The organism is Streptomyces sp. NPDC057287 (assembly GCF_042667905.1).
GTDB lineage: Bacteria > Actinomycetota > Actinomycetes > Streptomycetales > Streptomycetaceae > Streptomyces.
Genome location: NZ_JBHUYV010000003.1, coordinates 60,303 through 85,099 on the forward strand (window position 1 = coordinate 60,303; position 24,797 = coordinate 85,099).

Here is a 24,797-nt window from a genome sequence, read left to right on the forward strand (position 1 = left end):
GTGAGGACAGTGAGATGGACGCATTGCCGCTGGTGGCGCTCATCGCGGCCAGCGCGGCGGTCGCGGGGGCCGCGCGCCGTACCCCGGTCCCCGCACCCCTGCTGCTGGTCGCAGCCGGCCTGCTGGCCTCGTACCTGCCTGGGGTGCCGACCTACACGCTGGACGCGCACGTCGTGCTGCCCCTGCTGCTCCCGCCGTTGCTGTACACGGCGGCGGTCGACAGCTCGTACCTCGACCTGCGGGCCAATCTGAGGCCGGTCGCGCTCCTCTCCGTCGGGTACGTGCTGTTCGCGACGGTAGCCGTGGGATGGCTCGCCTATCTCCTGGTGCCGGACCTGCCCCTCACCGCCGCCCTGGTGCTCGGCGCGGTGGTCGCCCCGCCCGACGCGGTCACGGCCGCCGCGATCGCCCGCAGGGTCGGCCTGCCCGGACGGGTGACCACGATCCTCCAGGGCGAGTCCCTGGTGAACGACGCCACCGCGATCACCGCCTTCAAGGTGGCTGTCGCCGCCGCCGTCGGCGAGGGCATGAGCTGGGGCGCGGGGGCCGGCGAATTCCTGCTCGCGTCGGTCGGAGGCGTCGCGGTCGGTCTGCTGTTGATGGTGCCGCTGCACTGGCTGCGCACCCACCTCAAGGAGGCGCTGCTCCAGAACACCCTGTCGCTGCTGATCCCCTTCGTCGCCTACGCGGCGGCGGAGCGGGTGCATGCCTCCGGGGTGCTCGCCGTGGTCGTCGTCGCCCTCTACCTGGGGCACCGCTCCTGGCAGGTCGACTTCGCGACGCGCCTCCAGGAGGCGGCCGTCTGGAAGATGGTCGCGTTCGTCCTGGAGTCCGCCGTCTTCGCGCTCATCGGGCTGCAGCTGCCCTTCGTGCTCAGAGGACTGGGCGCGTACGGCGTGGCCGAGGCCCTCGGCTACGCCGTCCTCGTGTTCGTGGCCGTGGTGGTCGTGCGCTTCGTCTGGGTGTACCCGGCGACCTACCTGCCACCCCGGCTCTCCAGGCGGATCAGGGAGCGCGAGGGCGTGCCCCCGTGGAACTCGACCCTGATCGTCGGCTGGGCCGGGATGAGGGGCGTCGTCTCCCTGGCCATCGCGTTCTCCATCCCCATGGACACGCACGGCGGGGAGGACTTCCCCGCACGCAACCTGGTGCTGTTCCTGACGTTCACGACCGTCATCGGGACACTGGTCGTCCAGGGGCTCAGCCTGCCCCTCCTGGTGCGCGTGCTGAAGCTCCCGGGGCGCAGCGAACGCGCCGAGACCCTGGCGGAGGCACAGGCGCAGAGCGAGGCGTCGACGGCGGCCGACGAGCGGCTGGAGGCGCTGCTGGCAGACCCGCGCAACGAGCTCCCCGACCCCCTCACCCAACGGCTGAGGGCCGTCATGGAACGGCGTCGCAACGCCGTGTGGGAAAGGCTCGGCGCGCCCAATCCGGTCACCGGGGAGTCGGTGGACGACACCTACCGGCGGCTGGCGCGGGACATGATCGCCGCCGAGCGCGGGGTCTTCGTGCGCCTCAGGGACGAGCGGCGGATCGACGACGAGATGCTGCGTGCCCTCCTGCGGCGGCTGGACCTGGAGGAGGCCGCCGCCTACCGGGAGTCGGACGGTGCGTGACGGTGGTCCGCGGCCGGCTCGGGACGCCCCGTGACGACCGCGACGACCGTGGACCCGGGGGCGAAGGCGCCCTCCCCGGCCAGGACGGTCAGCCCGTACAGCAGTTTGGCCACGTAGAGCCGCTCGACCGGCAGGCCGTGCCGGTCCTCGAAGTCGTCGGCGAAGGCGTGCAGCCCGGGGGTCGTGCGGGCGTACCCGCCGAAGTGGAAGCGCTCGTCCAGCGACCACTCCCCGGCCGGACCGCCGAACGCCTCCCGCTGGAGGTCGCGCACCGCCTCCCCCAGGAAGCCGCCGCGCAGGACGGGGACGCCCAGCGCACGCTGACCCCGGCCGAGCCCTGCGGCCAGCCCCGCCAGGGTGCCGCCGGTGCCGCAGGCGACCGCCACGGTCCCGGCCCGCCCGCGCAGTTCGCCGCCGAGCTCTGTGCAGCCCTGTGCGGCGAGCGCGTTGCTGCCGCCCTCCGGGACCACCACGCAGTCCCCGAAGAGGCTCAGCAGGCCTTCCAGGACGTCGGGAGAGGTCTTCGCGCGGTAGGTCGCGCGGTCCACGAAGTGGAGGCGCATGCCGTCGGCCGCGCACCTCGCCAGGGAGGGGTTCAGCGGGCGGTGGGCCAGCTCGTCGCCCCGTACGACACCGACGGTGGGAAAGCCCAGCAGCCGGCCGGCGGCCGCCGTGGCCCTGAGGTGGTTCGAGTAGGCCCCGCCGAAGGTCAGCACCGGACGGCCGGCGGCTGCCCGGAGGTTGGGGGCGAGCTTGCGCCACTTGTTGCCCGGGAGGTCCGGGTGGATCAGGTCGTCGCGCTTGAGCAGCAGCGTCAGGCCGTGCCGCGCGAAGCGCTCGTCCTCGGCCGGCTGCAGGGGTGAGGGGAGCACCGGCTGCAGCCGGGAGAGGTCGAGCGCGTCGTCGTCCATGCCTTCATTGTGTGCCGCCCGTACCGCCCTACTTCAGCCGGTCGTGGATCCGGTTGCGCATGCCCGTCATCGAGAAGCCGCGGGGGTCGACCTTGCCGGGCTGCCATTCCCGGTGCCCGATGACCGAGGGGGCGTCCCAGCCGTGGAAGCGGCAGACCGCTGCCGCGGCCTTCTCGATGGCCTCCAGCTGTACGGCGGGCCAGGGGTCCTTGCCGTCGCCGAGGTTCTCGCACTCGAAGCCGTAGAAGTGCCGGTTGCCGTCGGTGTTGGACTCGTTGTCCGATGGCAGGCGCGTCTCGGCGATGACGGCGCGCAGGACGTCGTCGTCGCCCAGACCGGCGTGGTTGGCGCGGCCGTAGCCGACCAGGTGGACCCTGCCGTCCTTGGCGATCACACCGTGGCAGAGCGGGCCCGGCAGGCCCGAGTAGCCGTCCCGGCAGATCTCGACGGTGCGGGCGGTGCCCTTCGTGACGGTGTGGTGGAGCATCACCCCGTGCACGGGCCCCCAGGGGCCTTTGTGGTTGCGGTTGTGCGTACGCCAGCCGCCCACCTGGACGACGGTGAGTCCTTCGTCCTTCAGGGCCTTGAGGAAGCTGCTCGCGGACATCGGTGAGGACATGGCCAACTCCTTCGTTACGGGTGGAGCGTGTGTCCGTACAGCGCTTGTACCGGAACAGGAGGCTCCGGCAAACCTGTTCGGGCGCTGTTCGTGTGGTGTGCGATTCGATCCGGACACTTCGTACGTGGCCACGGCGGGTCGTGTTCAGTCCTGGGCGAGCCAGAGATCGGGGCCGAACACCTCGTAGTGGACGTCGGCGGGAGCGACACCCCGGTCCAGGAGCTGGGTGCGGACGGCGCGCATGAAGGGCAGCGGGCCGCAGAGGTAGGCCCGGGTGCCCGGTGCGACCTCCAGTCCGTCCAGGTCGACCCTCCCGGTGCGCTCGGCGGGGTGTCCGGGCTCCGGGGCCTCGTACCAGAAGTGGGACGAGCCGCCGGGGAGTTCACCGGCGAGCGCCTCGTGGCGGGCGCGCAGCGCGTGGTCGGCGGGTGACCTGTCGCCGTGCACCACGGTGACGGGCGAGGGGTGCCCCACCTCGGCCAGGTGCTCCAGCATCGACAGGATCGGGGTGCAGCCGATACCGGCCGAGGCGAGGAGCAGCGGGGCTTCGGAGGCGTCGAGCACCAGGTCGCCGTAGGGTGCCGAGACGCGCAGCCGGTCGCCCGCGCGCAGCCGCGCGTGCAGGTGGGCGGAGACCTCGCCCTCCGGGCCCTCCGCGCCCCGTACCCGCTTGACCGAGAAGGAGCGCGGGCCCGGGCCGGGCGCCCCGGTGAGGCTGTACTGGCGTATCTGGCGGGCGCCGTCGGGGAGTTCCACCTGGACGGAGACGTACTGGCCCGGCCGGAAGGCGGGTGCCGGCGCGCCGTCGGCGGGGGTGATCCGGAAGGTGACGACGTCGGGGGTGTCCTCGGTGCGGGAGGCCACCGTCCACTCGTGCCATACGTCGCCCGCCGTCACGTCCCGCTGCGCGTGGAGCCGCTCCTCGATCGCGATCAGGGCGTTGGCCATCAGCCAGTAGACCTCGTCCCAGGCCGCGGCGACCTCGGGGGTGACGGCGTCGCCGAGCACCTCGGCGATCGCGGCGAAGAGGTGGGTGTGGACGATCGCGTACTGCGGGGCGGTGATGCCCAGTGAGGCGTGCTTGTTGGCGATGCGGCCCAGCATCACGTCGGGCCGGGTGCCGGGGTGTTCGACCAGGTGCGTGGCGAAGGCGGCGATGGAGCCGGCGAGCGCCCGGCGCTGTGTGCCGGAAGCCTGGTTGCCCCGGTTGAACAGGTCCCGGAGGAGCTCCGGGTGGGCGTCGAACAGCTTCCGGTAGAAGAGGTCCGCGATGTCCCCGACGGCCGCCCCCACGGCGGGCAGCGTGGCTCGGACGGTGGCGGTCGACGTTTCGGAGAGCATCGGTTGACTCCTCGGTTGTGAGGGCGGGCCGCAGACGACCAGCCTTTAATCAGCATATGAGATGCATATTTTTGGCCGAGCGCGACCCGGTGGTGGACGCCTGGAACGAGCGGCGCCGGGCCGAGGGTGGATCAGTCGGGGGCGGGCCGGCCTCGGCTGATCCCGAGCAGCAGCGGGCCGGTGGGGGACGAGACCAGATCGCCGACGGTGAGCGGGTCGAGCGAGGTGTAGAAGGCCTCCTCGGCCCGACGCAGGGCGGAGCGGAGCCGGCAGGCGGAGCGCAGGGGGCACGGGGTGGTGCCCTCGCAGTCGACGACCTCGCCCGGCCCTTCCAGCTGCCTGACCAGGTGGCCGATCGACGCCGACCGTCCGGCGGTGGTGAGGGAGAGCCCCCCGCCCCGGCCGCGTCGCGCTTCGATCAGGCCGAGGTGCTGGAGGCGGGCGACCACCTTCGCCGCATGGGTGTACGGCACCTGCATGGTGGCCGCCACCTCGCGGGTGGTCGGCGGGTCCTCGTCCTCCGCCGTGACGGTCAGGCGCATCAGTACCCGCAGGGCCACATCGGTGAATCGGGTCAGCCGCATGGCCGCAGCGTAGGTAAGTTGCATGAGAGATGCAACTTAGGGTGGCTGTCCTCGGTCCGAGGGGGGGCCATGATGGAGGGAGCGGCTCCGTGACCGATGCGGGGCGCGCGTGGCGTGAGAGAGGTGGTCAGCGGCCGTGCCGAAGCCGAACGCAGCCGACGGGATACCGGCGAGCAAGGTCATCACCGACCCGGACAGCCTGGGCCGGTATGCGCACGACGAGGCGGAGTGGGCCCCGGCGGGGCTGCCCCTCGCCGTCGTGCGACCCCAGGACACGGACGAGGTGCGGGCCGTCGTGGCGTACTGCGTCGGGCACCGGATCCCGGTGATCCCGCGTGGCGCCGGTACGGGGCTGTCGGGCGGGGCCAACGCGGTGGACGGCGCCGTCATCCTCTCGTTCGAGGACATGAACCGGATTCTGCGCATCGACCCGGTGGAGCGCCTCGCCGTCGTGCAGCCGGGCGTCGTCAACGACGACCTGCGCGCCGCCTGCGCCGCCGAAGGCCTCTGGTACCCGCCGGACCCGGCGAGCTCGCCCTGGTCGACCATCGGCGGCAACACCGCGACCAACGCGGGCGGCATGTGCTGCGTCAAGTACGGCGTCACCCGTGACTACGTGATCGGGCTGGAGGCCGTCAACGGCCTCGGCGAGGTCGTGCGGATGGGCCGGCGGACCGCGAAGGGTGTCGCCGGGTACGACCTGTGCGGGCTGTTCGTCGGATCCGAGGGCACCCTCGGTGTGATCACCGAGATCACCGTGAAGCTGCGTGGCGCACGCCCCGTCGAGCGCACGGTGGCGGGTTTCTTCGACTCGGTCGTCGCGGCCGGAGACGCGGTGAGCCGGGTGACCGCCGCGGGCATCGTGCCCTCCGCCCTCGAGCTCCTCGACAAGCACTGTCTGAAGGCCGTCGACGAGTGGAAGAACATGGGGCTGTCGGCGGACGCGGACGCGATCCTCCTCGGCCGCGTGGACACCCCGGGCGCCGCGGGTGACGCCGAGGCCGAGGCCATGCGGGCCTGCTTCGCGGAGGCGGGAGCCGCCTGGGCCGAGGTCTCCACCGACCAGGCGGAGGCGGATGCCCTCTTCCAGGCCCGCCGCCTCGCCTATCCGGCCCTGGAGCGGCTGGGGCCGGTGCTCACCGAGGACGTGGTCGTGCCGCGGTCCCGCGTCCCGCAGATGCTGGCGCGTGTCGAGGAGATCGCGGGCGAACACGATGTCCTGATCGCCAACATCGCGCACGCCGGGGACGGCAACCTCCACCCCCTGATCATCACCGAACCGGGGGACGACGCCGCCCGCGCCCGCGCACAGCTCGCCTTCGAGGACATCCTCGACGCGGCGATCTCCTTCGGCGGCACCGTCACCGGTGAACACGGGGTGGGCCTGCTGAAGATGGGCGGAATGGGCCGTGAGGTGGGTCCCGTCAACCTCGCCATGCAGCGAGCGGTCAAGGCGGCCCTGGACCCGCACGGCATTCTCAACCCGGGCAAGGTCGTCGTGTCGGGTGCCCCGCTGTCGGGCTGACCGCCCTACCGCAGGGGCTCGCTGAGCTCGATGGCCCGCAGGGCCGCCGCGAGCGCCTGCTCGTCGCCGACGTCGAGGGCCGTGTCGGTCAGCTTGATGACGTGCTCGTCGCCGTGTGCCAGGGCCTGCTCGAAGACCTCTTCGGGCGTGACCGTGCCCGGCGGGACCCAGGCCACCGGAGCGTCGGGCGCGTACATGGCGGTGACCGCGGCGGAGGCGGTCCAGGCGGCCCGGAGGCTCGGCACCCACAGGGCGCGCGGGAGCGCGGGGAGCGTCCGCAGGACGGCGTTGGGCGCGGTCGCCGCGTGCACCAGCATCGTCTCGTCGCCGTGGCCGTGCGTTGCGTACCGGTGGGTCGCAGCCCCCACCAGCTCGGTGAGACGGCGGCGCGCCTCGTCCGGGTCCGTGACCGAGGCAGCCCACACCGGCACACTCGTGACGCGGCCGAGCCGGGCGGGGAAGCCGCCCTCCCGCTCGGTGATGGGCCGTACCGCGTCGAGGGCCGAGCCGGCGCTGTCGGCACCCGCCACGGGGGTGAGCCCGGTGACAGGCCGGTGGCGGGCCGCCCAGTAACCGAGGCCGTGCGCCAGCTCGTTCAGCCGCGGCCCGGTGCTCTCCCCGGCCAGCAGCGTGCGCACGGCGTGGCCCACGCGGATCACGGGGTGCGTCGATCCGCCGTACATGCCGGGCAGAAGGCGGGGCCACCACTGGGCGAGCACGTGGCGCCAGGGGCGCTCGTCGATCTCCCGGCCGAAGTGGCCGATCCAGTCGGCGGCGCGGCGCGGATCGCCCAGCGCGGAACGCCAGTCCGCCTCCGTCACCGGCTCCACGACGGCCGGGAACTCCTCGAGCCGGGACGCGTACACGTCGAGCCAGCGGTGCACGGCCTCCGCCCGGCCGTTGGCGGCGAGTGCCTCGACGGCCATCGGCGCGTGGTTGGTGAGCCGGCCGAGGCGTTCGGGACCGGAGACGTGCAACCGCTGGAGTGCCTCGTCGAGGGTGCCTGTCGTATCCATGACGAGCACGCTATGCGGCGGTCTCCGGCGCCGTAACGGGCGGAGGTCCGGGATCCGGAGCGGGCTGAAGGCCTAGGTCCATGGGCCCGGCCGCCTTGCGTCCGCAACAACTTCGCACGGTTTGTGCCGAACCGGATGCGGGAGCCCGGATGCGGGCAACGTTCCCGTCCCAAGCCCGATTAGTCACACTCTTTTGTGTAATAGCGCTCGGTGTCCTCGGGCTGGAAGTGTGCTTCTCGCAGGTCAGCCCATGATCGAGAGGATGTCGGATGTCCGTTGGTGAAGAGGTTCGCGACACGCAGCCGCCGCCGCAGCAGAGTCTCGGCACAGCGGCTGCGCGGAACCTCGCGACGACGACCAAGTCCGCCCCGCAGATGCAGGAGATCACCTCGCGGTGGCTGCTGCGCATGCTGCCGTGGGTGCAGGTGCAGGGCGGCGCCTACCGGGTCAACCGCAGGCTGAGCTACTCGGTCGGGGACGGCAGGGTGACCTTCGTCCAGACCGGTGACCGGGTCACGGTCATCCCCGCCGAGCTCGGCGAGCTTCCCGCTCTGCGCGACTTCGGTGACGAGGAGGTGCTGGCCGAGCTGGCGCGCCGGTGCGAACAGCGTGATGTCGCGGCCGGCGAGGTGCTCGCCGTGGCCGGTGACGCGGCGGACCGCGTCCATCTGCTGGCACACGGCAAGATCGAGAAGATCGGGACCGGGCCGTACGGTGCCGAGACGGTGCTCGGAGTCCTCGCCGACGGAGCCTACTTCGGCGACCACGTCCTGATCGACGGAGACGCGAACTGGGAGTACACGGCCCGTGCGGTGACCGCCTGCACGGTGCTGACCCTGCGCCGGTCGGACGTGCTCAACCTCGCGGCCCGCGCGGACTCGCTCCGCGACCACCTCGCGGGGCTGCTCGCCATCCCGCACCAGCGGACCAACCGCTACGGCGAGGCGGAGATCGACCTCTCGGCGGGTCATGTGGGGGAGAGCGTCGTCCCGCACACCTTCGTCGACTACGAGTCGGCGCCGCGGGAGTACGAACTGAGCGTCGCCCAGACCGTGCTGAAGGTCCACAGCAGGGTGGCCGACCTCTACAACCAGCCGATGAACCAGACCGAGCAGCAGTTGCGGCTCACGGTCGAGGCGCTGCGCGAGCGCCAGGAGCACGAGCTCATCAACAACCGGGAGTTCGGGCTGCTCAACAACTGCGACTACGGGCAGCGGCTCCAGCCCCACGACGGGGCGCCCGGCCCCGACGACATGGACGAGCTCCTGTCGCGCCGGCGCGGATCGAAGCTGTTCCTCGCCCATCCGCGGGCCATCGCCGCGTTCGGCCGTGAGTGCAGCAAGCGGGGCCTCGTGCCGGAGACCGTCGAGATCGGGGGGGACCGTGTGGCCTCCTGGCGCGGTGTGCCGATCTTCCCGTGCAACAAGATCCCGGTCACCGACGCCCGCACCACCTCCATCATCTGCATGAGGACCGGTGAGGAGGAGCAGGGGGTCATCGGGCTCCAGCAGAGCGGTATCCCGGACGAGATCGAGCCGAGCCTCTCGGTCCGCTTCATGGGCATCGACGAGCAGGCGATCATCTCGTACCTCGTGACGGCGTACTACTCCGCCGCCGTGCTGGTGCCCGACGCCCTCGGCGTCCTGGAGAACGTGGAGGTGAGCCGCTGGCGGTGACGCTCACCGGGCCCGGGCGGACACCGCCCGGGCTCCGGCAGCCGAGGCCGCGAACACGGTGCCCCGTGGCGCCCGGAAGGAGTGACCGTGACCATGACCAGTACGGATGCCGCGATGGAGGGGCACAAGGCCGCCGCGCTGCTGGAGTACACCCGCACCGCCGTCGACCCGCACCTCCGCGCCGCCGTCGAAACGCTGCCCGGGGCGATACGCCGGGTCGCCATGTACCACTTCGGCTGGCAGAACGCCGACGGCACACCGGCCTCCGGGCAGGCCGGCAAAGCCATCAGGCCGGCGCTCGTCCTGGCCGCCGCCCGTGCCCTGGGAGGCGACCCGGAGGCAGCGATGCGGGCGGCCGTCGCCGTAGAGCTCGCGCACAACTTCACCCTGCTCCACGACGACGTCATCGACGAGGACACCACCCGGCGTCACCGGCCCACGGCCTGGGCGGTGTTCGGGGTGCCGGACGCCGTGATCGCAGGGGACGCGATGTCCTCCCTCGCCCTGCGGATTCTGGCGGACGACCCGCACCCCGCGTCCGCGCAGGCCGCGGTCAGGCTCTCCACCTGCGTCATCGAGCTCTGCGCCGGACAGCAGGCCGACTGCGCCCTGGAGGAGCGCGGGCCCGAGGAGGTCACACTGGACGAATGCCTCGCCATGGCCATGGCCAAGACGGGCGCCCTGCTCGGCTGTGCCTGTGCCCTGGGGGCGCTCTACGCGGGAGCGGGTGAGCGGGAGGTCCGCGCCATGGACGGTTTCGGACGGGAGGCGGGCCTCGCCTTCCAGCTCATCGACGACCTGATCGGCATCTGGGGCGACACGGCCCGCACGGGCAAACCGGTCGGGGCGGACCTGACCGCCCACAAGAAGTCCCTTCCGGTGGTCGCGGCACTCACCTCGGACACCCCGGCCGCCGTCGAGCTCGCCGCGCTCTACCGGGGCGCCATGAACACCCCGGGAGAAGTGGGGAGCGCCGCCGACGCCGTCGACCGGGCCGGCGGCCGGGACTGGGCCCAGACCGCGGCCGCGGACCGGATGGCGAGGGCCGTCCACCATCTGTCCCGCGCCGTCCCGGCGCCGGACGCTGCCGGAGACCTGCTGGCGCTGGCCGAATTCGTCACCCGAAGAACCCACTGAACCGGACCGCCCGCGCCCGGCCCCGGACCCAACTCTAGGATTCCGTAAGCCGGTTGGGATCTCACCCACCAGCACCACGGGACGAAGGGGCGGGGCCGGTCATGGGCGTACGCGTGCGACAGGCGGACGAGCGGGACAGGGACCAGGTCGTACGGATCCTGGACGAGGCGTTCCACGACGATCCGGTGAGCAGCTGGGTCTTCCCGGACGAGGACCACCGGCGCGCGGTCCACGGGAAGTTCCTCGGCGTCTTCGCCGACATCACGCTGGAAGGAGGCCGGATCGACCTGCTGGAGGACGGCACGGCCACGGCCCTCTGGCTCTCCGTGCCGGCGGGCGCGCCGGAGGAGGACGACGACACCCCGGCCCTCATGAGGGAGACGGCGGATCCCGGCAACGAGAGGGCCGAGCTGGTGGGGAGGCTGACGGGCGCCGTGCACCCCCACGACCGGGCGCACGAGTACCTGTTGATGATCGGTGTCTCTCCGGAGCGTCAGGGGGAGGGGCTGGGCGAGGCGCTGATGAGGGAGGTCCTGGAGCGGTGCGACCGGGAGGGGACTCCCGCCTATCTGGAGGCGAGCAGCGCGCGTAGCCGCGCTCTCTACGAGCGGCTCGGCTTCTCCTTCACGGGTCGGACCGTCGACCTTCCCGGGGGTCCGCCGATGTGGCCCATGTGGCGTGAGCCCCAGGGCGGATGAGCGGAACCCGGCCGATCGGGCCCCGGAAGGGGAGGGTGCCCCGGGAGGGCCGGGGGGCACGGACTACAGTCCCTGCTCATGACAGATGAGTCGTGGGCAGGCTGGTACCGGGACCGTCACGGTTCCGAAGCCGTCATTCTCACCACGGACGGACAGCAACTCCGTATCCGCGTGCGGGGCACGGACTTCGAGGGCGAGAGCTTCGACGGCCTGGGCCCCGTGGCGGGTACGCCGGTCCAGGAGGGCCTGTTCGACCTGGTCGACGGCGTGCTCGACGACTGCGTCCTGGAGTGGGACCTCCCGCTTCCGGTCCTCGTGTCCGGTACGGTCCGCCAGGCCACACTCAGCTGCCTGCTGTCCCTGCGCAGGGCGGACCCGGATCTGTATCTCGCCCTCCATCTGGACGGAGCGGTGTACGAGTCCAACCGTGCCGAGGGCGACTTCGCCGCCGCACTGGCCACGATCCAGCGGATCCTGCCGCCGGACATGCACCTGCAGACCTGCATAGCCTGCGCCTTCTCCGACTACTTCCCCGCTCCGGTCCGCGGTCTCTCGGGCGGGCTCGCCTGTTTCCGCGGGGCCAAGGACGCCTACCGCGACGTGGAGGGCGGGGACGACGTCGCCGGCCTGTGGGACCGGCGCACCGGATTCGTCCAGGAGATCTGGAGCTGCCGGGAGTTCGAACCGCGGCCTGCGCACGGCGCCGGCACCGGACATCGCGGCGCTTTCCCCCTGGAGCTCGCCTGACGGGCTCCCGTCACCCCGAGAGGGCCGCTCCGCGCAGGCGGAACGGCCCCCTCGGTACGTGGTGCCGGGTGTCAGGAGGAGGCGCGGGCGAGAGCGGCTGCCAGGCCGTTCTGCCAGAGGGAGTTCACCCTCGAGCGTTCGGTGGCGTTCGGGTAGGCGTTCGTGCAGGACGTGCCGGGGCCGCCGCCGGACATGAGCTCGCTGCACGGTCCCGTGTAGTGGTCGGGCAGCCCGAGCACGTGCCCCGTCTCGTGGGCGGTGACGCGGGTCGAGTTGTACTGCCGGTTCTGGGCGTAGTCGAGGAAGATGTAGCCGCTGCCGTGCCCGTTCGTGCTCGCGTACGAGCCCCGGGAGTCGTTGCCCTCGTAGTAGGCGAAGTCCGCGTTGGAGCCCTGCTGCAGCTTGACGTTGGAGACCGAGCTGTTCCAGATGCTCGCGCTGCTCGCTATCTGGCTGCGGAAGCTGGGGGCGTTGGTGGTGCTGTAGACCACGGTCACCGCCTGGGCGCCCGGGTTCGCGGCCCGCTTCTCGGCCACGGACTTCATGACGGCGTCGAAGAAGGCCTTGTTCGCGGCGGCGTTCTCGCTCGAGCCGGCGTACGCGGCGAAGCCGGCCTGCGCGGTGTCCACGGTGGACGCGGGAGCCGGGGCGGCCGAGACGGCGGGTGCGGTGCCCAGAGCGGCGGCGAGACCGAGACCGGCCACGGCCGAGATGACAGCTGTCCTGATGTGTCTCATGGGGGGTGTCTCCTACCTGTCCGAAGAACCCGGCCCGGGGGCCGGACGGGGAACGGCTGGGGGGTACGGACAGAGTCTCGGGCCGGCAGGCTCTCGGCGGATGATGTCAACCCGCGATAGCGCCCCCCTATCACCCGGACAGGAAGCGCACGGATTCAGCAGGTGCCGGTCGCCCCGACACCCCCTGAACCGTCCCCCTTTGGTGGGGTTGGGACGTCTGGTGCTCGACGTGCGAACAGCCATACGCTCCCGTCATGGAGCTCGAGGTGAGACACCTCAGGGCGCTCTGCGCCATCGCGGACACGGGGAGCCTGCACCAGGCGGCCCGGAGGCTGGGCGTCAGCCAGCCCTCCCTCACCACCCAGCTCCAGCGGATCGAGAGGACGATGGGAGCGGAGCTGTTCCGCCGGGAGAGGACGGGCTGCCGGCCGACCCTCCTGGGCCGTGCCGTCCTCAGCCGGGCACGCCCCCTGGTTGACGGCATGTCCGCCCTGGTGGGGGCCGCGCTGGCGGAGGCCGAGGCCGCCAGGGCCGGCGGCCCCCGCCTTCGGATCGGGTCGACGGCGAGCCGGGTCATCGGCGGCTGGCTGCGCGGTCTGCGGGTGAGGCTGCCCGGCACCGACATCTCGCTCCGCGTGGACGTCTCGGCACGGTCGCTGCTCGCCGCGGTGGCGGCCGGGCGGCTCGACGTGGCCTTCGTGCACGAGGTGGAGGGCTGCCCGCTCGCCGTCCCGGACGGACTGATCCAGCGCGTACTCGTCGAACGGGAACCGCAGTTCATCTCCCTGGCCCGGGACCATCCGGCGGCCGGACGGGCCGTGGTGGACCTCGACGAGCTGGCGGGCGACCGGTGGATGGTCGACCCCTCGGTGGACGGTGAGTGGGACGGGGTCCGCCGTGTTCTCGGCGCCGCCGGTCTCGATCCGCCCGTCCTGCACGGCGACTACCTCACGGCGGCCTCCCTCGTCGTCCTCGGGGAGGCGGTCGCCCCCTGCCAGCCGACCTCGGGCCCGCGCGACGACATGGCGATCCGCCCACTGCGCGGCGACCCGCTGGCGGTGCGGCTGCTGCTGGTCTCCCGGCCGGGTGCGGACACGGACGCCGTGTACGAGGAGCTGGAAGCGGCCTACCGCGACGCGGCACGGCGGGCGGAGCAGTACCACCGGTGGCTGCTGCGCCACAGCAGTCCTCTCGCGCACACGTCCTGAGCGGAGAAGTTCCCCGTTCTGCCGAGAGCGAGGCCCTGTTTCCTCCCCCCGCGCCGACGGGCAGGACCACCGCATGAGGCTCCTGATGCTGGGCGGTACGGAATTCGTGGGACGCGCGGTCACCGACGCGGCTCTCCGGCGCGGATGGGAGGTCACCGTCTTCCACCGCGGCCGCCACCCGGCACCTGCCGGGGTGCGGACGCTGACCGGTGACCGCACGGCGGGTGAGGAGGGCCTCGCGGAGCTGGCCGACGGCACCTGGGACCTGGTGGTCGACACCTGGAGCGGCGCCCCCTCGGCCGTGCGGGACGCCGCCCGGCTGCTGTCGGGCAGAGCCGGGCACTTCAGCTATGTCTCCAGCAGATCCGTGTACGAGCACCCCACCCCCGCCGGGCTCGACGAGGACGGTCCGCTCGTGTCCGGAGCCTCTCCCGACGCCGGCCCCGACGTCCCGTACGCACTGGCCAAACGCGGCGGGGAGCTCGCGGCACAGGAAGCGTTCGGAGCCCGGGTGCTGCTGGCCCGTGCCGGTCTGATCCTCGGCCCCGGGGAGAACATCGGCCGTCTGCCGTGGTGGCTGGGCCGGACGGCCCGGGGCGGGGACGTGCTCGCGCCCGGGCCACCGGATGCGGCACTCCAGTACATCGACGCCCGTGACCTGGCGGACTGGCTGCTGGAGGCCGCTGCGGACGGCCTGTCAGGGGCGTACAACACGGTGAGCCACCCGGGGCACACGACGATGGGGGAGCTCCTGGACGCCTGTGTCCGCGTCACCGGCTCACGGGCCCGGCTGCGCTGGACCGACCCCGGGGTGCTCCTCGCGGCGGGTGTCGAGCCGTGGACCGACCTGCCGGTCTGGCTGCCCGCCGGAGAGCTCTACGACACGCTGCACCAGGGCGACGTCACCAAGGCGCACGCCGCCGGGCTGCGGTGCAGACCCGTCGGCGAGACCGTCGCCGACACGTGGGCCTGGCTGCGCGGTCTGGGGGGCACCGCCCCGCAGCGGCCCGACCGGCCGGCGCCCGGTCTCGACGCGCTGGCCGAGGCGAAGCTCCTCGCGTCGACCGGGAACCCTTAGCGTGGCCGGATGACCCAAGAGCTGCTGCACCTCACCGAACAGCCCCTGTGGGAGGCCGCCCGCCGAGCGGGGACGTACGAGATGTCCACCCGGGGGCGCACCCTGCGGGAGGAGGGGTTCATCCACTGCTCGCTGCCCCATCAGCTCCCTTCCGTCGCACGGGCGTTGTACGGATCCGAGCGCGAGGGCCTGGTGGTGCTGGTCATCGACGCCGGACGGCTCCCGTCGCCCGTGCGGTACGAAGCCATGGAGCCCGGGGGTGAGGAGTTTCCGCACCTCTACGGGCCGCTGCCGGCGGACGCGGTCGTGGAGGTGCGCACCTGGGCGGCACACGCCGCGCGGACGGCGCACGAGAAGGGCGGGGCCCGGTGATCAGCCCTCTCGTCGCGGTCACGGGTGCGAGCGGGGCGGTCGGCGGCCGGGTGGCCGCACGGCTGGCCCGGACCGGAGTCCCGGTGCGTCTCCTCGGGAGGGATCCTTCCCGGCTCCCCCGGCTGCCCGGCACGGTCGCCGCGCCCCCCGCACCGTACGGGGACGGGGAGGCCGTGCGCCGTGCCCTCGACGGTGCGCACACCCTGTTCCTCGTCTCGGCTCACGAGAGCCCGGGCCGGGTGCTGGAGCACACCACGGCCGTGGACGCCGCCCTCGCGGCGGGCGTCGAGCGCATCGTCTACGTGTCGTTCCTCGGGGCGGCACCGGACGCCACGTTCACGTTCGCCCGTGACCACTGGCACACCGAAGCGCACATCCGGATGACCGGCGTGCGCCACACCTTCCTGCGTGACAGCTGGTACCAGGCTGCGCTCCCCGCCATGACGGGCGCCGACGGCATCCTGCGCGGACCCGGTGGCGAGGGGCGGGTCTCGGCCGTTTCCCACGAGGACATCGCGGACTCGGCGTCAGCCGTCCTGCTGGACGAGGGGACCCGCCACGACGGCGAGACGTACGACCTCACGGGCCCCGAGGCGTTCACCCTGGCGGAGGCGGCGGACGAGCTGAGCCGCCGCACGGGACGCGCGGTCCGGTACGTCCCCGAGACCAGGGAGGAGGCCTGGGCCTCACGCGCCCACTACGGCGCCGAGGAGTGGGAAGTGGCCGGCTGGGTCACGTCGTACGAGGCGATCGCAGCCGGTGAGCTGGAGAAGGTCTCGGACGCCGTACCCACGCTCACGGGCCGCCCGGCCCGGAGCCTCGCCGTCTACCTCCAGGAGAACCCGGAGAGCTACCGGCACCTGCTGGCGGGCTCCTGATCCCGGCGGGTGCCGGGGAGTTGCGAGCCCGCGTGCCGAGCCCGCGTGCCGAGCCCGCGTGCCCCGACGGCCCGGCCGCGAAAAGCCCGCACCCGGTCCGCGAGGCCGCCGTGAACGGCGGCCGACGGGCCGGGTGCGGGCAGATCGGGCGACGCGGCCGGTGTGATCCCGGTCGGCCGGCCCGGCCTTGGATCAGGCCTTCTTGGTCTCCCAGAAGATCTTGTCGATCTGGGCGATCAGGTCCAGAGCCTTCTGGCCCGTGGCCGGGTCGTTCGAGCCCTTGGCCGCGGAGAGCGCCTTCAGGGTGTCGTTGACCAGCTGGTGCAGCTCCGGGTACTTCTCGAAGTGCGGGGGCTTGAAGTAGTCGCTCCAGAGCACCGAGACGTGGTGCTTCGCGAGCTCGGCACGCTGTTCCTTGATCAGAACGGCGCGCGTGCGGAAGTCCGCGTCCTCGTTGGCCTGGTACTTCTCCTGGACGGCCTTGACGGACTCCGCCTCGATGCGGGCCTGGGCCGGGTCGTACACGCCGCAGGGCAGGTCGCAGTGAGCGCTGACCTTCACCTTGGGGGCAAACAGGCGGGAAAGCATGGAGCTGTCCTTCCTCGTGATCGTCTTCTCAGGTGGGACATTACTCCGTAGGAAGCTGCTTTTTGCGGCTGCCCCCTGGGGCTTAGGCCAAAAGTCCAGGGTGAGGATGGGACCGGTGGCCGAAAATACGGAGCGGTGCGCGCAGCCGTGTGCTGGAGGATTGACCGGGAGGTGCCACAGATGCCGGAACCGGCGCAGGAGCCATGGAGCGGGGAGGCGGAGCGCAGGTCGTTCCAGGTGGTGGAGGTGACGGGGCCGTCGATGGTGCCCACGCTCTACCACGGCGACTGGCTGCTCGTGCAGCGCGGGGCGCAGGTGCGCCCGGGGGACGTGGTGATCCTGCGTCACCCGTTCCAGCAGGACCTGCTGGTCGTCAAGCGGGCGGCCGAGCGACGCGGCGGCGGCTGGTGGGTGCTGGGGGACAACGCGTACGCGGGCGGGGACAGCACGGACTACGGGGCGGTGCCCGAGGAGCTCGTGCTGGCCCGTGTGCGGGCCCGCTACCGGCCGCTGAGGAAGGATCAGCGGTCGGTGCTCGGGCTGCTGGGCTGGGCGGTGTCCGCGGTCCGCCGCGTGTCGGCGGAGCGCTCCGTCTCCAGGCGCTTGCGGGCCCGGTAGGCGGCGACGTTGGCCCGGGTCGCGCAGCGGTCCGAGCAGTAGCGCCGCGAGCGGTTGGTGGAGGTGTCGAGGTAGGCGTTGCGGCACGGTGCGGCCTCGCAGAGGCCGAGGCGGTCCACACCGTGCGAGGTGAGGTGGAAGGCCAGGCCCATCGCCGCGATCGCGGCGAAGCCCGCCGTCGCGTTCGACGGATGGTCGGCGAGGTGCATGTGCCAGTCCGGCTTGCCGTCCTCGTCCCTGGTGTCGTGCCCGGAGATCTGCGGGCTCACGGGGAACTCCAGCAGCAGTGAGTTGAGCAGGTCGACCCCGAGGGTCTCGTCGCCGTCGTCGGCCGCCTCGAACACCGCGCGCAGCCGGGCCCGCACGGACCGGAAGCGGGTCACGTCCGCGTCCGTCGCGCGGCGGGCCGCCTGCGCGTTGGCGCCGAACAGCTCGCGGACGGCCGCGACCGTGGTGAGCGAGTCCTTGCCGCGGGCCGGCTCCTCGGTGTTGACCAGACGCACGGCGTAGTCCGAGTAATAGGCCAATTCCACTTGTAGTCCTTACGGCGTGGGTCTATGGTCGGTGTGCCGACCAGTGTAATAGGTGGTCGTGGCTAACAGGTCTTACGAATGCGTGTACAGGTGGAGGTTCGAGTGACGGCGACGGGCACCGACTGGCAGTCCTGGCAGGAGAGCTGGGACCGGCAGCAGGAGTGGTACATGCCGGACCGCGAGGAGCGGTTCCGGGTGATGCTGGACATGGTCGAGGCCGTGGTGGGGCCCGAACCGAGAGTGCTCGACCTCGCGTGCGGTACGGGCAGTATCACGGACCGGCTCCTCAAGCGGTTCCCCAACGCCACCAGCACCGGCGTCGACCTGGACCCCGCGCTGCTCGCCATCGCGCGCGGCACCTTCGAGGGCGACGACCGGGTCACCTTCGTGACCGCCGACCTGAAGGACGCCGCCTGGACCGGGCGGCTGCCCCACACCTCCTACGACGCCGTGCTCACCGCCACCGCCCTGCACTGGCTGCACAGCGAACCGCTCGCAGCTCTGTACCGGCAGATCGGCGGAGTGGTCAGGGACGGCGGGGTCTTCATGAACGCGGACCACATGATCGACACGGGCACCCCCCGCATCAACGCCGCCGAACGTGCCCACCGGCACGCGGCCATGGACCGTGCCAAGGCCGAAGGGGCCGTGGACTGGCGGGAGTGGTGGGCCCTGGCGGCGAAGGACCCGGTCCTCGCGGCACCCACCGCCGAGCGCTACGAGATCTACGGCGAGCACGCGGACGGCGACATGCCGTCCGCCGACTGGCACGCCCGCACCCTCCGCGAGGCCGGCTTCGGTGAGGCACGGGCCGTCTGGGCCTCGCCGTCGGACAGCTTGGTGCTCGCCGTGAAGTAGGGCGCGCGGAAACAGGAAGAGGGGCGGCTCCGGCCGCCCCTCTTCCTGTTTCCGCCGGCAGCCGCAACCTGTCGCCCCTCCCGACGCACTGGAAGGGTGAGACGGTCCGCATCCGCGGACCCGGGAGGGGGCGCCGATGACGCGGATCGACGACGACGCCGCGCTGCACGCGTTCGTGGAGGGCAGACGCACGGCACTGTTCCGCAGCGCCTATCTGCTGTGCGGAGACCGGCACGAGGCCGAGGACCTGGTCCAGACGACCCTGGTCAAGGTCGTGCTCGGAGGCAGGAGGCACGGACGGCTCGACAACATCGAGGCGTACGCACGCAAGACCCTGGTCAACACCCACATCGCCGCGCGCCGACGCTTCTGGCGGCGTGAGCGCCCGTACGCCGATCTGCCCGACCACGCGGGCGACCAGGCCGATTCGGACACCGGCCTGATGGTCCGGGCCGCGCTGGCCCGGCTGACGGCAAGGCAGCGGGCGGTTCTGGTGCTGCGCTACTGGGAGGACCTGAGTGTCGAGGCCACGGCCGAGCTGCTCGGGATGCGGGAGAACACGGTCAAGAGCCACACGGCTCGGGGGCTGGCGGCGCTGCGCGTCGGGATGGCTGCGGACATGGCGGAGGAACTCGTATGAACGACGTGCACGAACTGCTGGAGCGGGCCGCCGGGCCCGCGGGGCGCTCCACGGGCTCGACCGAGGCGGTGTACGCGCGAGCCGCCAGGGTGAGGTTCAGGCGAAGGGCCGCGGTGTCGGCGGCCGCGCTCGCGGTCGTCGTCACCGGTGCGGTCGCGCTGCCCGGCTCCGCGGACGGACCCAGGACGGGACACGCCGCCGTGGCCGCCGCACCGGAGGGGGAGACCGGCTCAGAGGGAAAGGCGGAACGCCTGGCCGCGCTGCTGCCGTCGGGCGTGGGCCGCGTCGAGCAGGTGTCACTGGCCGTTCTGATCAAGGGGGCGACGCCGGAGCAGGCGAGGACGACGTACGTGGGGCCGCTGGACGGGGAGTACCTCGTCCGGCGGGGCGAAGGGGCCGGCTACCTCGTCCTGCACCTCATGGAACACGCCGCTGTGGTCAAGAAGCTCGGCGGCGGGACCGGGCAGCGCGACCTCTGCGTGACCCGGGGCGCGGAACCACCCCGCTCGGACTGTGTCCGTGAGGAGCTGCCGGACGGCAGCACCCTGACGACCTGGGGCGACTCGATGGATTACGGGGACGGGGGCACACCCCGGTGGGGGCGTGAGATCGTCGGCCGGCTGACGCTGAAGGACGGTTCGGTGCTGGCCGCGCGGTCCAGCACGGGCTATCTCGGCGAGCGGTCCCAGGGGCCGCTGCTCGAGGCGCCGCCGCTCGGCCGGAAGGAGCTGCGCGACCTGCTGCTGCGGCCCGAGCTGCTGCCGAAGGGATAGCGGACACGCGAGAGGGCGGTGCGGCCCGGAGGCCGCACCGCCCTCTTCCGCGTCCTCGGCCGCTTACAGCACCTTGGACAGGAAGGACTTCGTCCGGTCGTGCTGCGGATTCGTCAGGACGTCGCGCGGGTGGCCGGACTCGACCACCACGCCGTCGTCCATGAAGACCAGCGCGTCGCCGACCTCACGGGCGAAGCCCATCTCGTGGGTGACGACGATCATCGTCATGCCGTCCTCGGCCAGTCCGCGCATGACGTCCAGGACGTCGCCGACCAGCTCCGGGTCGAGCGCCGAGGTGGGCTCGTCGAAGAGCATCAGCTTCGGCTCCATGGCCAGGGCGCGCGCGATCGCCACGCGCTGCTGCTGGCCGCCGGAGAGCTGGGACGGATAGTTCTTCGCCTTGTCGGACAGGCCCACCCGGTCCAGCAGCCGCTCCGCGCGGGCCCGGGCGACGGCCTTGGCCTCGCCCTTGACCTGGATCGGCGCCTCCATGACGTTCTCGATGGCCGTCATGTGCGGGAACAGGTTGAAGCGCTGGAAGACCATGCCGATGTCCCGGCGCTTCAGCGCGACCTCGCTGTCCCTGAGCTCGTAGAGCTTGTCGCCCTTCTGGCGGTAGCCGACCAGGTCGCCGTCGACGTACAGCCGGCCGGCGTTGATCTGCTCGAGGTGGTTGATGCACCGCAGGAACGTCGACTTGCCGGAACCGGACGGTCCGATCAGGCAGAAGACCTCACGCGGGGCGACCTCCAGGTCGATGCCCTTGAGGATGTGCGCGGCGCCGAAGGACTTGTGTACACCCTCGGCCTTCACCATGGCGGTCATGCGGAAACACCCCCCGAGGGACGGTTGCTGAAGGAGGTGAGGGCGAGCTTGGCGCGCTGGAAGGGGGTCAGCGGCAGGCTCCGCAGTGTGCCCCTGGCGTAGCGGCGCTCCAGGTAGTACTGGCCCACGCTGAACACGCTGGTCATGACGATGTACCAGATGGACGCGACGAAGAGCATCTCCATCACCGCGTACGAGGTCGACCCGATCTGCGACGTGGAGCGCAGCAGCTCGTTGTAGGTCACCGCGTAGACCAGGGACGAGGTCTTCAGCATGTTGATGAACTCGTTGCCGGTCGGCGGGATGATGACGCGCAGCGCCTGCGGCAGCACCACCCGGCGCATGGTCTTCGCCTGGGTCATGCCGAGTGCGTGCGAAGCCTCGGTCTGGCCCTCGTCCACCGACTGGATGCCCGCCCGGACGATCTCCGCCATGTAGGCGGCCTCGTTGAGCGCGAGGCCCAGCAGGGCGCACATGAACGGCGTCATCACATCGGTCATCTCGTCCTTGTAGACGAACGGGATGTTGAGGACCGGGAAGATCAGGGCCAGGTTGAACCAGAGCAGCAGCTGCACGTAGACCGGAGTGCCGCGGAAGAACCAGATGTACAGCCAGGCGACCCAGCTGGTCACCGGGTTCCTGGAGAGCCGCATGACGGCGAGCACCACACCCAGGACCACACCGAGGACCATGGCGAGCACACTGATCATCAGTGTGCGGCCCGCTCCCGCGAGAACGGTGTCGTCGAACAGCTTGTCCTGGACGGCCTGCCACTGGATGTCGCCCTGGGAGAAGGCGTAGACCAGGGCGGCCAGGAGTGCGACCACGACCACGCCGCTGATCCAGCGGCCGAAGTGCCGGACGGGTATCGCCTTGATGGCCTCCGGTGCGACGGTGGTCGCCTTGGAGACGGGTGCGGCGGCGACCGATGGGCCGCCGGGCACCTTGTCGATCTTGTCAGTCATGGTGACTGCCCTTCGATGGTGCGCGGGTCACTTGCCGCCGTTGACGACGGCCTTGTCGATCGCGCCGGTGCCGGCACCCCACTTGTCGAGCACCTTCTTGTAGGAGCCGTCGGCGATGATCGCGTCCACGGCTTCCTTCAGGGCGTCGCGCAGCTCGGTGTTGTCCTTGTTCACCGCGATGCCGAACGGGCCGGCGTCGACCTGCTCGCCGACGACCTCGAAGTCCTTGCCGCCGTTGGCCTTGCGGGCCAGGTCGAGGGCGACCGGGTAGTCGTTGACACCGGCGACGGCGCCGCCCGACTTCACGCGGGTCTGGGCCTCGGTGTCGTTCTCGAAGGACTGGATGTCGATGGCCTTCTCGCCGCCGTCCGTGCAGGTCTTCGACTGCTTCTTCAGGGCCTTCTCGTACGTGGTGCCGCGCTGGACGGCCGCGCTCCTGCCGCAGAGGTCCTCGATGGACTTGATGCCCTCGGGGTTGCCCTTCTTGGTGTAGACGGCGGTACCGGCCAGGAAGTAGTCGACGAAGTCGACGCCCTTGCCGAGCTTCTTGCCGTTGTCGTCCAGGCCCTGCTGACGCTGCGGGTTGTCCGTGATGGACGACATGGCGATGTCGTGGCGGCCGGTGTTCAGTGCGGTGATCAGGCCGTCGAAGGAACCGGAGGTGAATTCGAACTTCACGCCCAGCTGCTTGCCGAGGGCCTCGGCGAGGTCCGGGTCGACACCGACGATCTTGCCGTTCTCGACGGATTCCATCGGGGCGTACTCGGCATTCGTGCCGACCTTGATGACACCGGCCTTCTGGTACTTCTCGGGCAGCTTGCCGAAGAGCGGCGCGCTGTTCTTGGAAGCGGTGTCGCCACCGGTCTTCGTCGAACCGCTGTCGGTCTGGTCGCCACAGGCGGTCAGCAGCAGGGTGCCGGCGACCGCGACTGCGCAGACCGCCGCAATCCGGGACTTCGCGGTCGAACGACAGAGAATGCTTGCGGTCATGATCGGAATCCTCCGGCGGTGAGGGAATGCTGGTCAGGTGGGTACGCACGCACCTTCGGGTGTCGCCACCTTGTGTGATTAGGGCATCTTGCCATTCGGACTCACCCGATCAGGGGGCCGGGCATGTCAAAATCGGGTAACGGGTGACCCCCGAAGCTCAGCGGGCCGGTACTGCAAGGCCGGACCATCTGCTGGAAAGTCAGCGCTCCTCCGGAGAATCTCCGGTGCGTCTCGACCTACGGACGGCCTTTGTAGCCCTTAGTGGACTTGTCCAGATATTCGGCTATGAGTCATGTCACCGAGTCGATACCGACTCGTAAGAGGCCCGGTCCGTCCGGTAAGAAAGACCTTTACACCCCTCATCCGGGGCTCAGGGCGCGTGTGCGGCGCGCCCGCGCGTACGTGTCTCCCCTGCCGGAGCGGGCCAACCGCTCAGTGCCGGGAACGTACGCGGTGCCCGCCCACCCCTCCTCAACCAGGAGTGGCCACCCTCAACTGATGAAGACTTAAGGGGTCAACACAATGGCAGCGGAGATCGTCAATCCTCGCAGCGACAGCAAGACGCACGGCACGGCCGGGACGGCCGGACCCATCGGCGCGGACGAGCCCTTCGATCCGGCCTTCGCCCTCCACCGCGGCGGGAAGATGGCCGTGCAGGCCACCGTCCCGATCCGTGACAAGGACGACCTGTCCCTCGCGTACACGCCCGGCGTGGCCAAGGTGTGCAGCGCCATCGCCGAGCATCCCGAGCTCGTCCACGACTACACCTGGAAGTCACAGGTCGTGGCCGTCGTGACGGACGGCACCGCCGTCCTCGGCCTGGGGGACATCGGTCCCGAGGCCTCCCTCCCGGTGATGGAGGGCAAAGCGATTCTCTTCAAGCAGTTCGGCGGGGTCGACGCGGTGCCGATCGCGCTCGCCACGACCGACGCGGACGAGATCGTCGACACCGTCGTGCGCCTCGCGCCCTCCTTCGGCGGGGTCAACCTGGAGGACATCTCGGCGCCCCGGTGCTTCGAGATCGAGCGGAAGCTCCAGGAGCGTCTCGACATCCCCGTCTTCCACGACGACCAGCACGGCACCGCCGTCGTGACCCTCGCGGCCCTGCGCAACGCGGCGAAGCTGTCCGGCCGGACGCTCGGTGACCTGCGCGCCGTCATCTCCGGTGCCGGTGCGGCAGGCGTGGCCATCGCGAAGTTCCTGCTGGAGGCCGGCATCGGCGACGTCGCCGTGGCCGACCGCAAGGGCATCGTCAGCGGCGACCGCGACGACCTCACGGACGTCAAGCGCGAACTGGCGGAGATCACGAACCGGGCGGGCATCACCGGTTCGCTGGAGACGGCGCTGGCCGGCGCCGACGTCTTCATCGGAGTCTCCGGCGGTACGGTCCCGGAGCCGGCCGTGGCCTCGATGGCGCCCGGTGCGTTCGTGTTCGCCATGGCCAACCCGAACCCCGAGGTCCACCCCGACGTCGCGCACAAGTACGCGGCCGTGGTGGCGACCGGGCGGTCGGACTACCCGAACCAGATCAACAACGTGCTGGCGTTCCCCGGTATCTTCGCGGGCGCGCTGCAGGTGCGGGCCTCCCGGATCACCGAGGGCATGAAGATCGCCGCGGCGAACGCGCTGGCGGACGTCGTCGGTGACGAGCTGGCCGCGGACTACGTGATCCCCTCGCCGTTCGACGAGCGGGTCGCTCCCGCCGTCACCGCGGCGGTGGCCGCCGCGGCCCGCGCCGAGGGTGTCGCAAGGCGCTGACCCCGGACGGGGCTCCTCGCAGCCGGGCCCCTGCGGGCTCGCGGGGCGCCCCTTCCTGAAGTGACAGCGGTGCCCCGGCCCGTCGGCCACTCCCGGACCTCCGTCC

The 24,797-nt window shown here is 71.5% G+C and carries 26 protein-coding genes; 15 read left to right on the top strand and 11 right to left on the bottom strand.

Going from position 1 to position 24,797, the window contains the following annotated elements:
- Positions 1-14 precede the first annotated feature (14 nt).
- A complete protein-coding gene (locus tag ACFUNE_RS06830) occupies positions 15-1,616 on the top strand; it encodes a Na+/H+ antiporter (protein WP_383563247.1) in 1,602 nt (533 codons plus the stop codon).
- Here ACFUNE_RS06830 and ACFUNE_RS06835 read toward each other — a convergent pair.
- From ACFUNE_RS06835 to ACFUNE_RS06850, 4 genes are all read right to left on the bottom strand, one after another.
- A complete protein-coding gene (locus ACFUNE_RS06835; protein ID WP_383563250.1) occupies positions 1,592-2,527 on the bottom strand; it encodes a 1-aminocyclopropane-1-carboxylate deaminase/D-cysteine desulfhydrase in 936 nt (311 codons plus the stop codon). The two genes, ACFUNE_RS06830 and ACFUNE_RS06835, sit on opposite strands and share 25 nt — an antisense overlap.
- 28 nt (positions 2,528-2,555) lie before the next feature.
- On the bottom strand, positions 2,556-3,134 hold the full coding sequence (locus tag ACFUNE_RS06840; protein ID WP_383564143.1) for an N-acetylmuramoyl-L-alanine amidase: 579 nt from the start codon (positions 3,132-3,134) through the stop codon (positions 2,556-2,558).
- Between the two features lie 156 nt (positions 3,135-3,290).
- A complete protein-coding gene (locus ACFUNE_RS06845; RefSeq protein WP_383563253.1) occupies positions 3,291-4,487 on the bottom strand; it encodes a globin domain-containing protein in 1,197 nt (398 codons plus the stop codon).
- 131 nt (positions 4,488-4,618) lie between these two features.
- Positions 4,619-5,071 carry an RrF2 family transcriptional regulator gene (locus tag ACFUNE_RS06850; RefSeq protein ID WP_383563256.1) on the bottom strand — a complete coding sequence of 151 codons (453 nt, stop codon included), beginning with the start codon at positions 5,069-5,071 and terminating at the stop codon, positions 4,619-4,621.
- A gap of 136 nt (positions 5,072-5,207) precedes the next feature.
- Between ACFUNE_RS06850 and ACFUNE_RS06855 the strand changes: the two genes are divergently transcribed.
- Positions 5,208-6,596, top strand: a complete 1,389-nt coding sequence (locus ACFUNE_RS06855) for an FAD-binding oxidoreductase (RefSeq protein ID WP_383563259.1) — start codon at positions 5,208-5,210, stop codon at positions 6,594-6,596.
- A 5-nt stretch (positions 6,597-6,601) separates the two neighbouring features.
- On the opposite strand, the gene ACFUNE_RS06860 is transcribed toward ACFUNE_RS06855, so the two are convergent.
- On the bottom strand, positions 6,602-7,612 hold the full coding sequence (locus tag ACFUNE_RS06860; protein WP_383563262.1) for a questin oxidase family protein: 1,011 nt from the start codon (positions 7,610-7,612) through the stop codon (positions 6,602-6,604).
- Between the two features lie 269 nt (positions 7,613-7,881).
- Here ACFUNE_RS06860 and ACFUNE_RS06865 point away from each other — a divergent pair, with 269 nt between their 5' ends.
- From ACFUNE_RS06865 to ACFUNE_RS06880, 4 genes are all read left to right on the top strand, one after another.
- Positions 7,882-9,288, top strand: a complete 1,407-nt coding sequence (locus tag ACFUNE_RS06865) for a family 2B encapsulin nanocompartment shell protein (RefSeq protein WP_383563265.1) — start codon at positions 7,882-7,884, stop codon at positions 9,286-9,288.
- 93 nt (positions 9,289-9,381) lie between these two features.
- The gene (locus ACFUNE_RS06870; protein ID WP_383563268.1) at positions 9,382-10,425 is read left to right on the top strand and encodes a family 2 encapsulin nanocompartment cargo protein polyprenyl transferase; all 1,044 of its coding nucleotides are present in this window, start codon (positions 9,382-9,384) and stop codon (positions 10,423-10,425) included.
- Positions 10,426-10,526: 101 nt separating this feature from the next.
- Positions 10,527-11,123, top strand: coding sequence for a GNAT family N-acetyltransferase (locus ACFUNE_RS06875; RefSeq protein WP_383563271.1), 597 nt, complete (start codon positions 10,527-10,529; stop codon positions 11,121-11,123).
- A 78-nt stretch (positions 11,124-11,201) separates the two neighbouring features.
- Positions 11,202-11,870 (top strand): DUF6304 family protein, encoded by a 669-nt coding sequence (locus ACFUNE_RS06880; protein WP_383563274.1) that lies wholly within the window; start codon positions 11,202-11,204, stop codon positions 11,868-11,870.
- A gap of 71 nt (positions 11,871-11,941) precedes the next feature.
- Here ACFUNE_RS06880 and snpA read toward each other — a convergent pair whose 3' ends face one another.
- Positions 11,942-12,607, bottom strand: coding sequence for a snapalysin (gene snpA, locus ACFUNE_RS06885; RefSeq protein WP_383563277.1), 666 nt, complete (start codon positions 12,605-12,607; stop codon positions 11,942-11,944).
- A gap of 254 nt (positions 12,608-12,861) precedes the next feature.
- Here snpA and ACFUNE_RS06890 point away from each other — a divergent pair, with 254 nt between their 5' ends.
- The 4 genes from ACFUNE_RS06890 (at position 12,862) to ACFUNE_RS06905 (ending at position 16,143) form a co-directional block, all read left to right on the top strand.
- Complete coding sequence (locus tag ACFUNE_RS06890; protein WP_383563280.1) at positions 12,862-13,815, top strand: LysR substrate-binding domain-containing protein; 954 nt, start codon at positions 12,862-12,864, stop codon at positions 13,813-13,815.
- 85 nt (positions 13,816-13,900) lie between these two features.
- The gene (locus tag ACFUNE_RS06895) at positions 13,901-14,893 is read left to right on the top strand and encodes an NAD-dependent epimerase/dehydratase family protein (RefSeq protein ID WP_383564145.1); all 993 of its coding nucleotides are present in this window, start codon (positions 13,901-13,903) and stop codon (positions 14,891-14,893) included.
- A 9-nt stretch (positions 14,894-14,902) separates the two neighbouring features.
- Positions 14,903-15,265: a DUF952 domain-containing protein gene (locus tag ACFUNE_RS06900; protein WP_383563283.1), complete on the top strand. Its 363-nt coding sequence runs from the start codon at positions 14,903-14,905 to the stop codon at positions 15,263-15,265.
- Positions 15,262-16,143: an SDR family oxidoreductase gene (locus ACFUNE_RS06905; RefSeq protein WP_383563286.1), complete on the top strand. Its 882-nt coding sequence runs from the start codon at positions 15,262-15,264 to the stop codon at positions 16,141-16,143. Before ACFUNE_RS06900 ends, ACFUNE_RS06905 begins: the two co-directional genes overlap by 4 nt.
- Before the next feature lie 192 nt (positions 16,144-16,335).
- On the opposite strand, the gene sodN is transcribed toward ACFUNE_RS06905, so the two are convergent.
- Positions 16,336-16,731 carry a superoxide dismutase, Ni gene (gene sodN, locus ACFUNE_RS06910; protein ID WP_033298259.1) on the bottom strand — a complete coding sequence of 132 codons (396 nt, stop codon included), beginning with the start codon at positions 16,729-16,731 and terminating at the stop codon, positions 16,336-16,338.
- 180 nt (positions 16,732-16,911) lie between these two features.
- On the opposite strand from sodN, the gene sodX reads away from it, so the two are divergent.
- On the top strand, positions 16,912-17,349 hold the full coding sequence (sodX, locus tag ACFUNE_RS06915) for a nickel-type superoxide dismutase maturation protease (protein WP_383563289.1): 438 nt from the start codon (positions 16,912-16,914) through the stop codon (positions 17,347-17,349).
- Here the strand turns inward: sodX and ACFUNE_RS06920 are convergent.
- The gene (locus tag ACFUNE_RS06920) at positions 17,253-17,882 is read right to left on the bottom strand and encodes a CGNR zinc finger domain-containing protein (protein WP_383563292.1); all 630 of its coding nucleotides are present in this window, start codon (positions 17,880-17,882) and stop codon (positions 17,253-17,255) included. The two genes, sodX and ACFUNE_RS06920, sit on opposite strands and share 97 nt — an antisense overlap.
- 78 nt (positions 17,883-17,960) lie before the next feature.
- Here ACFUNE_RS06920 and ACFUNE_RS06925 point away from each other — a divergent pair, with 78 nt between their 5' ends.
- The 3 genes from ACFUNE_RS06925 to ACFUNE_RS06935 all read left to right on the top strand — a co-directional run bounded on the left by ACFUNE_RS06925 (position 17,961) and on the right by ACFUNE_RS06935 (position 20,153).
- Entirely contained in the window at positions 17,961-18,740 is a 780-nt protein-coding gene (locus ACFUNE_RS06925; protein ID WP_383563295.1) for a class I SAM-dependent methyltransferase, read from the top strand.
- 136 nt (positions 18,741-18,876) lie between these two features.
- The gene (locus ACFUNE_RS06930) at positions 18,877-19,380 is read left to right on the top strand and encodes a SigE family RNA polymerase sigma factor (RefSeq protein WP_383563298.1); all 504 of its coding nucleotides are present in this window, start codon (positions 18,877-18,879) and stop codon (positions 19,378-19,380) included.
- The gene (locus ACFUNE_RS06935) at positions 19,377-20,153 is read left to right on the top strand and encodes a hypothetical protein (protein ID WP_383563301.1); all 777 of its coding nucleotides are present in this window, start codon (positions 19,377-19,379) and stop codon (positions 20,151-20,153) included. Before ACFUNE_RS06930 ends, ACFUNE_RS06935 begins: the two co-directional genes overlap by 4 nt.
- Positions 20,154-20,216: 63 nt before the next feature.
- On the opposite strand, the gene ACFUNE_RS06940 is transcribed toward ACFUNE_RS06935, so the two are convergent.
- The 3 genes from ACFUNE_RS06940 to ACFUNE_RS06950 are packed head-to-tail and all read right to left on the bottom strand — an operon-like array spanning position 20,217 to position 22,933.
- A complete protein-coding gene (locus ACFUNE_RS06940) occupies positions 20,217-20,978 on the bottom strand; it encodes an amino acid ABC transporter ATP-binding protein (RefSeq protein WP_383563304.1) in 762 nt (253 codons plus the stop codon).
- Positions 20,975-21,943 (bottom strand): amino acid ABC transporter permease, encoded by a 969-nt coding sequence (locus ACFUNE_RS06945; protein WP_383563307.1) that lies wholly within the window; start codon positions 21,941-21,943, stop codon positions 20,975-20,977. Before ACFUNE_RS06945 ends, ACFUNE_RS06940 begins: the two co-directional genes overlap by 4 nt.
- 27 nt (positions 21,944-21,970) lie before the next feature.
- Complete coding sequence (locus tag ACFUNE_RS06950; RefSeq protein WP_383563310.1) at positions 21,971-22,933, bottom strand: ABC transporter substrate-binding protein; 963 nt, start codon at positions 22,931-22,933, stop codon at positions 21,971-21,973.
- 522 nt (positions 22,934-23,455) lie between these two features.
- Between ACFUNE_RS06950 and ACFUNE_RS06955 the strand changes: the two genes are divergently transcribed.
- Complete coding sequence (locus ACFUNE_RS06955; protein WP_383563313.1) at positions 23,456-24,691, top strand: NADP-dependent malic enzyme; 1,236 nt, start codon at positions 23,456-23,458, stop codon at positions 24,689-24,691.
- Positions 24,692-24,797: the final 106 nt, after the last annotated feature.